This window comes from Janibacter sp. RAF52 (genome assembly GCF_052114035.1).
GTDB lineage: Bacteria > Actinomycetota > Actinomycetes > Actinomycetales > Dermatophilaceae > Janibacter > Janibacter hoylei.
In genome coordinates this window covers 98,862-110,457 of the sequence record NZ_JBFRDY010000011.1, presented here as the reverse complement: position 1 = coordinate 110,457, position 11,596 = coordinate 98,862, and the positions used below count along the sequence as shown (strand labels likewise).

General features: G+C 66.2%; 14 protein-coding genes and 1 tRNA gene. 1 reads left to right on the top strand and 14 read right to left on the bottom strand.

Features of this window, described 5'->3' with window-relative positions; genetic code table 11:
• Positions 1-474: 474 nt before the first annotated feature.
• From AB4Y78_RS13770 to AB4Y78_RS13740, 7 genes are all read right to left on the bottom strand, one after another.
• Complete coding sequence (locus AB4Y78_RS13770) at positions 475-621, bottom strand: hypothetical protein (protein WP_156491183.1); 147 nt, start codon at positions 619-621, stop codon at positions 475-477.
• Positions 622-665: 44 nt separating this feature from the next.
• Positions 666-739, bottom strand: a tRNA-Cys gene (locus AB4Y78_RS13765).
• A 15-nt stretch (positions 740-754) separates the two neighbouring features.
• Positions 755-1,273: a carboxymuconolactone decarboxylase family protein gene (locus AB4Y78_RS13760; protein WP_040560569.1), complete on the bottom strand. Its 519-nt coding sequence runs from the start codon at positions 1,271-1,273 to the stop codon at positions 755-757.
• 13 nt (positions 1,274-1,286) lie between these two features.
• The gene (locus AB4Y78_RS13755; RefSeq protein ID WP_061873197.1) at positions 1,287-1,652 is read right to left on the bottom strand and encodes an ArsR/SmtB family transcription factor; all 366 of its coding nucleotides are present in this window, start codon (positions 1,650-1,652) and stop codon (positions 1,287-1,289) included.
• A gap of 41 nt (positions 1,653-1,693) precedes the next feature.
• Positions 1,694-2,371: a hypothetical protein gene (locus tag AB4Y78_RS13750; protein WP_225984161.1), complete on the bottom strand. Its 678-nt coding sequence runs from the start codon at positions 2,369-2,371 to the stop codon at positions 1,694-1,696.
• A 64-nt stretch (positions 2,372-2,435) separates the two neighbouring features.
• Positions 2,436-2,741 (bottom strand): metal-sensitive transcriptional regulator, encoded by a 306-nt coding sequence (locus AB4Y78_RS13745; protein ID WP_006214168.1) that lies wholly within the window; start codon positions 2,739-2,741, stop codon positions 2,436-2,438.
• Positions 2,742-2,751: 10 nt separating this feature from the next.
• Positions 2,752-4,653: a heavy metal translocating P-type ATPase gene (locus AB4Y78_RS13740; RefSeq protein ID WP_235044726.1), complete on the bottom strand. Its 1,902-nt coding sequence runs from the start codon at positions 4,651-4,653 to the stop codon at positions 2,752-2,754.
• 189 nt (positions 4,654-4,842) lie between these two features.
• Between AB4Y78_RS13740 and AB4Y78_RS13735 the strand changes: the two genes are divergently transcribed.
• A complete protein-coding gene (locus AB4Y78_RS13735; RefSeq protein WP_259273829.1) occupies positions 4,843-4,974 on the top strand; it encodes a hypothetical protein in 132 nt (43 codons plus the stop codon).
• An 85-nt stretch (positions 4,975-5,059) separates the two neighbouring features.
• Here AB4Y78_RS13735 and AB4Y78_RS13730 read toward each other — a convergent pair whose 3' ends face one another.
• The 7 genes from AB4Y78_RS13730 to AB4Y78_RS13700 form a co-directional block, all read right to left on the bottom strand.
• Complete coding sequence (locus AB4Y78_RS13730) at positions 5,060-5,659, bottom strand: YdhK family protein (RefSeq protein WP_006214166.1); 600 nt, start codon at positions 5,657-5,659, stop codon at positions 5,060-5,062.
• A 97-nt stretch (positions 5,660-5,756) separates the two neighbouring features.
• A complete protein-coding gene (gene fdxA / locus AB4Y78_RS13725; protein ID WP_006214165.1) occupies positions 5,757-6,086 on the bottom strand; it encodes a ferredoxin in 330 nt (109 codons plus the stop codon).
• Positions 6,083-7,360, bottom strand: coding sequence for an MFS transporter (locus AB4Y78_RS13720; RefSeq protein WP_100244661.1), 1,278 nt, complete (start codon positions 7,358-7,360; stop codon positions 6,083-6,085). The genes fdxA and AB4Y78_RS13720 overlap by 4 nt, the downstream gene beginning before the upstream one ends.
• A gap of 3 nt (positions 7,361-7,363) precedes the next feature.
• Positions 7,364-8,509 (bottom strand): FAD-dependent oxidoreductase, encoded by a 1,146-nt coding sequence (locus AB4Y78_RS13715; protein ID WP_006214163.1) that lies wholly within the window; start codon positions 8,507-8,509, stop codon positions 7,364-7,366.
• 47 nt (positions 8,510-8,556) lie between these two features.
• On the bottom strand, positions 8,557-8,910 hold the full coding sequence (locus tag AB4Y78_RS13710; protein WP_006214162.1) for a metal-sensitive transcriptional regulator: 354 nt from the start codon (positions 8,908-8,910) through the stop codon (positions 8,557-8,559).
• Between the two features lie 66 nt (positions 8,911-8,976).
• Positions 8,977-9,228, bottom strand: a complete 252-nt coding sequence (locus AB4Y78_RS13705; RefSeq protein WP_006213356.1) for a YHS domain-containing protein — start codon at positions 9,226-9,228, stop codon at positions 8,977-8,979.
• A gap of 53 nt (positions 9,229-9,281) precedes the next feature.
• Entirely contained in the window at positions 9,282-11,552 is a 2,271-nt protein-coding gene (locus AB4Y78_RS13700) for a heavy metal translocating P-type ATPase (protein ID WP_040560307.1), read from the bottom strand.
• Positions 11,553-11,596 lie beyond the last annotated feature (44 nt).

Sequence of the window (11,596 nt, the reverse complement as noted above, 5' to 3'; positions counted from 1 at the left end):
TTCAACTGCTGACCCGGCTCACGGTTGCGAGCGACCCGCACGACATCGTCACGAAACTCTTTGGGGTAGGGCTTGGGCACGGTGTCCATCCTTCCAGCAGCGTCCCTCGACGCCACAGATCAGATGTCACCTATCCGTGCAGCAGTCCCCACGCTTCCATTCCTGGAACAGAGGCAAGGTGTGACGGCCAAAGCCGGCCCAGGCGCAACGGCACCAGGATGCGCAGTGAGGCCGTGGTGCGATCTTCCAGGTGAAAAGGTAGGTTTGAATCCGGTTCCGAGAAGGGCACATGGGCCTGGGTCCGACGATCAGACTCTGTTGTGAGCCGCGGCCCGCCCTCGCCCTCGCAACGTTCAAGTGAGTAGATCCTGGAACGGCCGAACTTCAGACGGATGCCGTAGCCGCCGTTGGGTCCGTCAGGCAGAAACTCTGCCCCAATTCTTCGAGGGCGGCCCGCACACGCTCCTGCTTCTTCTACGACAAGTCGTGTCGCCCCTTCTCGAAGTCGCGCAACTCTTCCTTGGTCACGTTGGCTTCACGGGCGATATATTGGGCGCTCACCTTCACGAGGATGCGCGCGGCGCGTGTCATGTCACCGTTGAAGATGTGCTGGCTCTCCATCACTCGCCTCCAACGACGTGTGTCCTATTGGGCTCAGCGGGAAGTGGAGGTGCCTACGGGATTCGAACCCGTGTAAACGGTTTTGCAGACCGCTGCCTATCCTCTCGGCCAAGGCACCAAGTCGCCGGCGAAGTCAGTCGCCCGGCGTGAGGCCAGCAACCAGGTTGAAGGCGCCGGTGAGAATGTTCAGCGACACGACCCCGACGACATCAGAGATCTCACGGTCGCTGTACCCGTATCCCCGAAGCTCGTCAATCTGCTCGTCGGTGATCGACGTAGGCTCACGGTAGACCTGGAGGCCGAGCGCGATCATCGCCGCGACCGGGCCGGTCATCGCCGTACCCTGCTGGGCGAGTGCGATCTCGTCATCGCTGACCCCGAGCGATCGTGCCGCGCTGATGTGCGAGGCCAGGCACATTCCGCATCCCTGCTTCGACTGCACGGCGATCGAAACGAGCTCGCTGACCTTACGGTCGAGCTTGGCGCGACGCATGGCTTTGCTCAGCTGCAGATAGCCGCCGAGCACCGCCGGGGAGTGCGCCATCGTCGAGACCATGTCTCCGACCTGGCCGTGCCGCTCGACGAGATCGCCGAGCAAGTCTCGTGAGGCCCCCACTGCGGTCTCAGGGGTCAATCGGGAAAAACGGGGCATGATGCCTCCTCTGTCAGTTCGGTCGCGAGTTCGAGGTGGGAGAACCCGCACGAGTGCGTTCCTGCTGCTGATGTTCGGCATGGAAGATCGCAGCCTCAGCCAGCGCCCCGGCATGCACACCGTTCAATAGGTAGAAGTCGCCGGACTCGCGTCGCTGCCGACTCACGATCCCGGCCGACTCCAGGCGGTGAAGCTCGTGGGAGGTCTGGTCGACGGGAAGGTCGACGATGTCCGCCAGGTGATTGGCAGAGACCTCGATGTCGCGAATGGCGAGGATCATCTTCACACTCACCGGATTCGCCAGCAACGCGAAGACTCCGACCGCCGCATTCAGATGCGGTGTGTCATACGTGGCGTGCACGTGCTCAACCTTTTTCATAGTCATCAATACTACCCCATACCCCTATAGGGTATCAAGGGTTATTCAATCGATGTGACGGACTCGGAAACGCGTGGCCGGGTGCGGCGGATCGGGGTGAGGCCAGAGGCGACGGGTCCGCGCAGGAGCACGTGTCCAGTCGGGAGGGTCAACCGCGTCCAACGGCCGGCGGTTGAGATCGTGGCCCCGTTTCCTCGGCTGAGGAACCCGAAGACGTAGGCGGCGAACGCAACGCCTTGTGGCAGCGATGCGAGTGCCGTGTCCGGGGTGCCCCAAACCGTGCCCCGGATCTTGCGGACGACATCGTCGCCGGGTTTGTCGGGAAGTGCTTGGGCGACGGCCTCGATGCCGGCACGGGCGCTGCGCATCAGCGTCAGGCTGGACACATCCGCAATAAGTCTCCACCCGTGTTGCGGGGGTTCGACGCTGGTCCAGGCGGGTGCCAGCGCGGTTTCCGGCAACGCCAGGGTAAGAGGGACGGCGGTCGCGGTCAACGTTTCCACGGTGACGTCGCACTGCAGCTGAGGGTCGGAGCGGAGCGTGCGAAGGACGAGGATCGTAGGAGTGCGGTCGAGCGGACCACGGGGCGTTAGCGCGGCTGCGCTCATGCGCAGCAGCCCGGCCGCGGCCTGCAAGCGCACGCCATGGGCACCGGCCTGCGCGGCCCGCTTAGCGAAGGTGAGCGCGTCGCGGGCGGACGGCGCGTCGGCAAGGATCAAGCGCGCTGGCATCCTGAGGGTTTGTGCCCGCCGTGTCCTGGAACGCGGTGATCGGGGTCCGGGTTCAGGAGCGAACGAGCCGGTTGATGGCGTCGGTGGCTTCCTGGATCTTCTCGACGGCCGCCTCGTCGCTGAGCTTGGCGGCATCAAGCACGCAGTGCTTGAGATGGTCGTCGAGCAGACCAGTCGCAACCCCCTGGAGGGCACGGGTCAGAGCGGAGACCTGGGTGAGGATGTCGATGCAGTACTTCTCCTCATCGATCATCTTCGCGATCCCACGCGCCTGTCCTTCGATGCGCTTCATGCGGCCGAGATAGCGCTCCTTGTCGCTGATGTAGCCGTGCTGGTGGGAATCGGTATCGACAGACATGGGCATGTCCTTACTTCTGGCGCTCCAGGACGGAACGCGTGCTGGCTTCGGGTGTGAGGTCGATGCGCCGCAGCAGCTGGGCGTTGAGCGCGACAACCACGGTGGAGGCTGACATCAGGATCGCGCCGATCGACATTGGCAGGACGAATCCCACCGGTGCCAGGATACCGGCCGCCAACGGCACCGAAAGAAGGTTGTAGCCGGCGGCCCACCACAGGTTCTGCTTCATCTTGCCGTATGCGCGTCGCGACAGCTGGATGATCGAGAGCACGCTGCGTGGGTCGGAACTGGCCAGGATCACCCCGGCCGAGGCGATGGCGACATCGGTGCCCGCGCCGATCGCGATGCCGACATCGGCCTGCGCCAGAGCCGGGGCGTCGTTGACGCCGTCGCCGACCATCGCGACCCTCTTGCCCTCTTCCTGCAGCTGGGAGACCTTCGCGGACTTGTCCTCCGGGCGCACGCCGGCGAAGACGCGGTCGATGCCGAGCTCCCGTCCGACCTCGTTCGCGACCGCCTCGGCATCGCCGGTGATCATGACGACCTCGACACCGAGGGCGTGGAGGGCGTCGACGGCGTCGCGGGATTCTGGCCGGACCTCGTCGGCGAGCCTCAGCCCGCCGACCACCTGGCCGCCGCGGAGAACGTGCAGAATGATCGCGCCCTCGGAGCGCCATGCCTCGGCCGTGCCGACCTCGTGCTGACCGGTCTCCTCGAGCAGCCGGGGCCCGCCGACGCGGACCTTCTGGCCGGAGACGGTCGCGGTGACGCCGACGGCGGGCGAGGATGAGAAGCCGCTGGCCTGCTGGAGGGCAAGGCCCTTGTCCTTGGCGGCGGTGACGATGGCCTTGGCGAGCGGGTGCTCGCTGTCGGCCTCGGCCGAGGCAGCGAGGGCGAGGACCTGGTCGGCGTCGAGTTCGCCGGTCGGCTCGACGCCGGTGACGGTGGGCTCGCCCTTGGTCAGCGTGCCGGTCTTGTCGAACAGCACCGCGTCGACCTGCCGCATGGACTCCAGCGCCAGGCGGTCCTTCACTAGGACGCCTCCGCGGGCGGCTCGCTCGGTGGCGATGGAGACGACCAGCGGGATCGCCAGGCCGAGGGCGTGGGGGCAGGCGATGACGAGCACGGTGATGGTGCGCACGACGGCCTCGTCGGGCATGCCGATGAGCGTCCAGACGACCGCAGTGACCAGCGCCGCGCCAAGAGCGAACCAGAACAGCCAGGCCGCGGCCTTGTCGGCGATCCGCTGGGCGCGGGAGGATGAGTTCTGCGCCTCGGCGACGAGCCGGTTGATGCCGGCCAGGGCGGTGTCGTCACCGGTGGCGGTAATCTCCACCCGCAGGCCGGAGTCGGTGGCGACGGTGCCGGCGGTGACGGTCTGGCCCTCGCCGCGAGAGACCGGGCGGGACTCGCCGGTGATCATGGACTCGTCCATGTCGGCGCGGCCGTCGACGATGGTTCCGTCGGCCGGGACGCTGCCGCCGGGGCGCACGATGACCACGTCGCCCACGTCGAGGTCGGCTGGGGCCACCTTGACGACGTTCTCGCCCTCGACGCGCTCGGCCTCGTCTGGCAGCAGTGCCGCCAACGAGTCGAGCGCCGAGGTGGTCTGGGCCAGGGAGCGCATCTCGATCCAATGGCCCAGCAGCATGATGACGATCAGCAGCGCCAGTTCCCACCAGAATTCGAGCTCGTGATGGACGAGCCCGAGCGTGGCGGCCCAGGAGGCGAAGAAGGCCACCGTGATCGCCAGAGCGATGAGCAGCATCATCCCGGGCTTGCGGGACTTCAACTCGCTGACGGCACCGGTGAGGAAGGGCCTGCCGCCCCAGACGTACATGACGGTGCCCAGTGCCGCGGCGACCCAGCCCGCCCAGCCGGGGACCTCGTAGCCCAGCAGCATGGCGAACATCGGTGAGAGGGCAACCGCGGGGATGGCGATGACGAGGTTGATCCAAAACAGCCGGCGGAACTGGCCAACGTGGTCCCCGTGCCCGCCATGGCCGCTGTGATCTCCGTGCCCACCGTGCTGGGCATGCTCATCGTGGCCGCCGTGCTCGTCGAGGCCCGTGTGGCCTGAGTGCTGCCCGTGGTCCATGGCGTGGCCCTGATGCCCGGTGTGCTGACCCTCGCGCGTGCCGTGCGCATCCGCCGAGGCGTGCGCGGACACAGACCCGTGGTGATGCTCGCCGTGGGCGGGTGTATCGGTTTCGTGGCCGTGGTGCTGGTGTGAGTTCGGGTCCGTCATGATTCCTCTCCTCCGTCATCGAGCCAGGCCGATTGCCGCTCACCCGGTGGCCGGGCAAGCGAACGTCGGCTCAGGACGCTGGTTGGATCTCGCTCTCGACGACCCACTTGTGGTTCGTCATCTTCATGCCGTCCGTCTCGTAGTCGACCATGTAGACCGTCTCATCGGTGGACGAAGCGATGGTGGCCTTTACGCCTTCCATGCCTTCCATGTGCTCGGCGAGCAGAGTCACCTCTGTGCCGTCGGCCAGAAGCTCGTCGCCGGCATCCTCAATTTCTTCCTGCACGACCCACTTGTGATCAGTGACGGGGTCGCCGCCACCTGCGGGCGTGTAGTTCACGGAGTACGTGTACGTGTCGAATGCGCCGGAAATCGTTGCTGTAGCCCCTTCCATGCCTTCCATGTGGTCGGCCGTGAGCTGCACCTCGGTACCGACAGGGTAGGTGGGCTCACTGGCTTCGGCGATACCCTCGGGTGCCGGTCCGCCGTCCATCGGGTGCTCCATCTCCTCATCACCGCTTTCTGCGTTGTTGCCGCCGTGGCCCTGATGCTCCTCAGTAGCCGAAGGGTCGGTCTGCTGGTCGTCGTCTGCTCCGCTGGCGCAACCGGCGAGCACGAGCGCCACTCCGAGCGCTCCCGCTGCCAGTCCTGTTCGCAGTCTCCTCTGCATGTCATTTCCTTTCATCAATATGCCTACCATATACCCCTAGGGGGTACTAGTCAAGGCTTGTGTGTTGTGTCGGTATGGATCAATCGGAAGCCCCTTCTCAGAGGGTCTGCTCGTGTTGGATGGGCAATGCGGCGATGAGGGGATGGTCGAAGCCCGTCGGTCCGATCTTCGCGGCTCCTCCGGGAGAACCCAACTCGTCGAAGAACTCGACGTTGGCCTTGTAGTAGTCAGACCATTCGTCGGGCAGGTCGTCTTCGTAGTAGATGGCCTCGACGGGGCAGACCGGTTCGCAGGCTCCGCAGTCGACGCATTCGTCGGGGTGGATGTAGAGCGAGCGTTCGCCCTCGTAGATGCAGTCGACAGGACATTCGTCGATGCAGGCGCGGTCCTTGACGTCCACGCAGGGAAGCGCGATCACGTAGGTCATGGCTGCTCCTCTCGGTCGGGTGCGGATCGGCGGTGAGAGCCGGTGGGAGGCTCGGGGAAGTCGTCAGTCTCTGCCGGGCCTGCGGCCGGGTGCGGGATGCGCAGGCGCAGGACGGTGGCGACGAGGCTGAGGGCGATGATGATCGCACCGAGGATCGTCATCGTCCCCGACAGGGTGAGCACCGGCACGAGCAATCCGGCGACGATGGTGGGCACGCCGAATGCCAGGTAGGCAACTGTGTAGATCACAGCCATCACGGCGGCGCGTTCCGACGATGCCGTGTGGGGCATGAGTGTGCGCAGTACCCCGAGGAACGCTGTGCCGAACCCGGAACCGACGATCGCGACCGAGGCGACATAGGCTGAGTAGGAACCGAGTGCGAGGGCGCCGATGCTCACTGCGGTGCCGAACGCCAGGGCACTGGTCGCATACAGGCTGATGGTGCGGGCGGAACGCCGCTGTAGGACGGACGAGGCGGTGACTCCGGAGATCGCCAGTGCGAAGATGACGATCCCAGCTTGGGTGTGCGTGGAGCCCCCAAGCTCACTGCCGACGAGGTCGGCTCCGAGCGCGAGGAAAAGCCCGTTGGTCGCCCACCCGGCGATGATCACGGGCACTCCGGCGGTGAACATGCGGCGCAGGTGCGGTGGCACGGTGAACCGCGGACGGAGGTCGCCACGTCGTATCCGGGTCTTCGGGGCCAGTTCCGGTGTGCTCCACACGACCGTTGCCACGATGAGGAAGGCAAGCACGAGCGACCCGAAGACGGCAGTTGTCGGTTCGGAGGTGAGATCGAGGAGAAGCGCAGCACCGAGAGCCCCGGCCCCAAGGCCAATCATCGGGCCGATCGTGTTCCACAGGGCTGCGATGTTCCGATGCGACGGGGACTCGAAGTCGATCATCATCGCCGACAGCGCCGGGATCAGCAGACCCGCTGCGAGCCCTTGCAAGGCTCGGGCGACCAGGAGCGCCGCGAGGCTACCGGCGAACCAGAACATGGCCACGCTCAGCGCCAGCGCCAAAGAACCGGCGGCCACGACCGGACGTCGGCCGACGTGGTCGGAGAGTGGTCCGAGGTAGAGCAGCGCGGCCAGGAGGGTGAAGGTGTAGACCGCGAACACGAGTGTGGTGGCGACGGGGATGAGTCCGAGCCGTTCGGCGATCTGGGGGTAGAACAAGGACGGCGCGCTGGCAGCGGCCATCATGAGAATGGTCGCTGCCAGCGAGAGCACGAAGCCCCGCCGTGGGATCTGCCTAATACAGTCTCCCGCCATCGCCTATGCCCGCACGCCGTGGAGCTGCTGCCCCCACTGGTAGACGGTGCCGACTGCGTCGATGCCAGTGACGCCGACGACGATGCCGTCGGTCTCGTGGCGGACGATGAACTCCTCACCGGCTTCCAGGTGGGCGTCTGCGCCGGCTGTGTACCCGACTCCGGAGATCATCTGACCGTAGACCATTGCCATGTAAGGGCTGCGTGGCAGGTAGGCGCCCGGATCGTCGCTAATGCCGAGGTCGTGCAATGCGGCCTGCGCGGCATGCGCACCCTGTGCGGCGGCGTCTTCCCAATGGTCGATGCGCCAGGCGCCCAGTGCCTCGTCGTGGTGCGTGGCCACACCTCCGGCTGCGTAGACGTGTTCTGCCGCGGCGCGGAGGTGATCGTCGACGTCGATACCGTTCGTCCACGGTGACGGGGCTGCGGGCGTCGTGCCGAGCGCGAGGAGAAGGAAGTCAGCCACGACGGGATTTCCGTCGTTGAGGGTGATGGTGACACCGGATTCTGTTTCGTCGACATGCTGGAGAGTGCGACCGAATCGGGCCTGCACCTTGGCGGCATGGTCGGCGGCGAGGCGCTCAGCCACGGGCGCCCCAAACGCTCCGACGCCGGGAACTGAACTGCGGGAGACCAGCGTGACCATGCGTCCGTCGGCTTGCAGAGACGAGGCTGTCTCGGCTGCGATGATTCCACCGCCGTAGATCGCTACCCGCGCGGGTCGCCCCAGTCCGGTCAGCAGCTTTCGGATGCCCAGGGCATCCTCCACGGAGTGAAGAGCGGTGACCCGCCCTTGTCCGGCGTCTTCGCCGCCGAACACGTCAGCGGGCAGGGAGCGAGGCATACTCCCGGTCGCGACGATGAGCGCGTCGTAGGAGACCTGTGCGCCGGAGGTCAGCTGGACCTGCTTCGCCGAGGTATCGACTTTGAGCACGGTGTCGGCGATGACCTCGATCTGAGGCAGCGGGAGCTTGATCATCTCCGGCGGTGTCGGACCGAACGCGATTCCCTTGATGAGCATCCGCGTATAGGGCGTCTCCCCGGTGCGGGTCACCAGCGTCACCCGGACATCGTCGCGTGAGGCGAGAGTGCGGGCGGCTGCGGCCCCGGCTGCTCCCGAGCCGAGGATGAGAACGTGCTGTGGGGTCATAGAAGAACTCCTGAACTGCTGGTCGTGATCGAACTGATGCGCCGGCGTCAGGAGCGCACGAGGCGGGCGATGGCCTCGGACGCCTCGCCGAGCCTCTGCTCGCTCACTGGTCCGCCGGCGAGTGCGGCGTCGAGGACACAATGCTTGAGGTGATCGTCGAGCAGGCCGAGGGCGACATTTTCGAGTGCCCTGGTGACTGCGGAGATCTGGGTGAGGATGTCGATGCAGTAGCGGTCCTCGTCGACCATCCGATCGATGCCGCGGATTTGGCCTTCGAGGCGCCGCAGACGATTGCGGTACTTCGTCTTATCGCTGATGTATCCGTGGACGGACGCGTCGCCGTCGCCTCCTGCGGGGCAGGTGTCGAGGTGGGTTTCGGTGGTGGGAGTCGTAGTGGTCATGTCGGTTCGCTCCGATCAGGTGGCGGGGTGCCGCAGCGGTGCCGCGGCACCCCGCACGCTGGTGGATTACGCCATGTTGGCGGCGTACTTGGCCGGGTCCGAATCGAACGCAGGCCCACAACCAGCGCAGCAGAAGTAGTAGCGCTCATCCTCGAAGTCGCGGTAGAGGCCGGCGGCCTCGGCGGTCTTCTTGCTGACCGGGGTGCCGACCATGACCGGGCAGGTGGTCATGTCATCGGCGCCCCCGCCAAGAAGGTTCTCGCGTCCACCGTTCTCCACGGCCGGGTTGGTCTCGTTCGTGCTGCAGCAGCTGCTCATTCTCTGGTGTTCCTTCGTTATTGGATTCGTGTGGATGGGTGGGTTCTCGTACGTCACTTCGAGGCGACGCTCGTGAACCCGCGCAGGCGGAGGCTGTTGCCGACGACGAAGACGCTGGAGAACGCCATCGCCGCACCTGCGAGCATGGGGTTGAGCATGCCGAGCGCAGCGACCGGGATCGCGGCGGTGTTGTAGGCGAATGCCCAGAACAGGTTGGTCTTGATCGTCGACAGGGTCTTCCTGGACAGGCGGATCGCGTCGACGGCGGCCCGCAGGTCACCGCGCACGAGCGTGATGTCGGAGGCCTCGATCGCGACGTCCGTGCCGGTGCCCATCGCCAGGCCCAGATCAGCCTGCGCGAGCGCGGGGGCGTCGTTGACGCCGTCGCCGACCATCGCGACGATCTTGCCCTCTTCCTGGAGGCGAGTGACGACGTCGACCTTGTCCTTGGGTAGCACTTCGGCGATGACCTCGTCGATGCCGACCTCGGACGCGATCTGGCGGGCCACGGCCTCGTTGTCACCGGTGAGCAGCACCGGGGTCAGGCCGATCTCCTTGAGCCCGCGGATCGCCTCGGCGCTCGTGGGCTTGACGGTGTCGGCGACGACGAGGATGCCGCGCGCAGCACCGTCCCAGCCGATCGCGACGACCGTCTTGCCCTCGCCCTCGGCCTGGGCCTTCGCCTGTGCGACCTCCGGAGAGAGCTTCTGCGACCAGTCCGCCAGCAGAGACTCGCGGCCGACGACGACCGGGGTCCCCTCGACGATGCCCTGCACGCCCTTGCCCTCGACATTGGCGAAGTCCTCTGGAGTAGGCAGCTGGCCGACTTCCTGGGTCGCGCCCTTGGCGATCGCCTGCGCAATCGGATGCTCCGAAGAGTCTTCCAGTGCACCGGCGAAACGCAGCAGCTCCGTACGATCCACACCGGGCTCAGTGATCACGTCGGTCAGAGTCATCTTGCCGCTGGTGACGGTGCCGGTCTTATCGAGCACGACGGTGTCGACCTTGCGAGTGGACTCCAGCACCTCCGGGCCCTTGATGAGGACGCCCATCTGCGCACCGCGCCCGGTGCCGACGAGCAACGCGGTCGGGGTCGCCAGACCCAGCGCGCAGGGGCAGGCGATGACGAGCACAGCGACCGCTGCGGTGAACGCGGCGGCGACGGGGAACCCGCCTCCCAGCCAGGCGCCGAGGGTGATGAACGCGACGACGATGACGATCGGCACGAAGATGCCGGAGATACGATCGGCCAGACGCTGCACCTCGGCCTTGCCGGTCTGCGCGTCCTCGACGAGCTTCGCCATCTGTGCGAGCTGTGTGTCCGAACCCACACGAGTCGCCCGCACGACCAGGCGGCCGCCGGCGTTGACGGTGGCACCGGTGACCGAGTCGCCCTCGCGGACCTCGACCGGCACGGACTCGCCGGTGAGCATCGAGGCGTCCACCGCGGAGGAGCCGGAGGTCACGAGACCGTCGGTGGCGATCTTCTCGCCTGGACGGACGATGAACTCGTCGCCGACCGCCAGCTCAGAGGTGGGGATCTTCACCTCTACGCCGTCGCGGAGTACGGCGACTTCCTTCGCGCCCAACTCCAGGAGGGCGCGCAGCGCGGCCCCGGCCTGGCGCTTGGATCGCTTCTCGAAGTAGCGGCCGGCGAGGATGAACATCGTCACGCCCGCGCCGACTTCGAGATAAATGTTCGCCGCGCCATCCGACGGAGCGATCGTGAACTCGAAGGGGTGCGTCATGCCGGGAGTGCCGGCAGTGCCGAGGAAGAGCGCATAGAGCGACCACAGCAGCGCGACGGAGGTACCCATCGAGATGAGCGTGTCCATCGTCGCCGCACCGTGCTTGAGGTTCGTCCACGCCGCCTTGTGGAACGGCCAAGCTCCCCAGATGATCACCGGTGCGGCCAGGGCGAGTGAGGCCCACTGCCAATACGTGAACTGCAGCGCGGGGATCATCGCCATCGCGATCACGGGAACAGTGAGCACGATCGCGCCGATCAGCCGATGCCGCAGCGAGGTGAGCTCACTGTCTTCCTCCTCCCCGGCCTCGGTCTCCGACATGTTCGCCGTAGTGTCCTTGGGCTTGGGCAGTGCGGCCGTGTACCCGGTCTTCTCGACCTCGGCGACCAGCAGTGACGGATCGTAGCCGGCAGGCACGGTGACCTTAGCCTTCTCAGTGGCGTAGTTGACGGTGGCCGCGACGCCATCGAGCTTGTTCAGCTTCTTCTCGATCCGGTTCGCGCAGGAGGCGCAGGTCATCCCGCCGATCTCCAACTCGATGTCCGGCCCACCCGTTGGGGGCGCTGATGTGCTCATCCTCTTCCTTCTTTCTCAGCTCTCGTGCGACGCCAGGCCCTGCG

Bases quoted from the DNA above. Each gene is read 5' to 3' on its own strand.
- AB4Y78_RS13770 (WP_156491183.1), bottom strand. From the start codon at position 621: ATGGAGAGCCAGCACATCTTCAACGGTGACATGACACGCGCCGCGCGC.
- AB4Y78_RS13760 (WP_040560569.1), bottom strand. From the start codon at position 1,273: ATGCCCCGTTTTTCCCGATTGACCCCTGAGACCGCAGTGGGGGCCTCA.
- AB4Y78_RS13755 (WP_061873197.1), bottom strand. From the start codon at position 1,652: ATGAAAAAGGTTGAGCACGTGCACGCCACGTATGACACACCGCATCTG.
- AB4Y78_RS13745 (WP_006214168.1), bottom strand. From the start codon at position 2,741: ATGTCTGTCGATACCGATTCCCACCAGCACGGCTACATCAGCGACAAG.
- AB4Y78_RS13740 (WP_235044726.1), bottom strand. From the start codon at position 4,653: ATGTTCGCCATGCTGCTGGGCTACGAGGTCCCCGGCTGGGCGGGCTGG.
- AB4Y78_RS13730 (WP_006214166.1), bottom strand. From the start codon at position 5,659: ATGCAGAGGAGACTGCGAACAGGACTGGCAGCGGGAGCGCTCGGAGTG.
- fdxA (WP_006214165.1), bottom strand. From the start codon at position 6,086: ATGACCTACGTGATCGCGCTTCCCTGCGTGGACGTCAAGGACCGCGCC.
- AB4Y78_RS13720 (WP_100244661.1), bottom strand. From the start codon at position 7,360: ATGGCGGGAGACTGTATTAGGCAGATCCCACGGCGGGGCTTCGTGCTC.
- AB4Y78_RS13715 (WP_006214163.1), bottom strand. From the start codon at position 8,509: ATGACCCCACAGCACGTTCTCATCCTCGGCTCGGGAGCAGCCGGGGCC.
- AB4Y78_RS13710 (WP_006214162.1), bottom strand. From the start codon at position 8,910: ATGACCACTACGACTCCCACCACCGAAACCCACCTCGACACCTGCCCC.
- AB4Y78_RS13705 (WP_006213356.1), bottom strand. From the start codon at position 9,228: ATGAGCAGCTGCTGCAGCACGAACGAGACCAACCCGGCCGTGGAGAAC.
- AB4Y78_RS13700 (WP_040560307.1), bottom strand. From the start codon at position 11,552: ATGAGCACATCAGCGCCCCCAACGGGTGGGCCGGACATCGAGTTGGAG.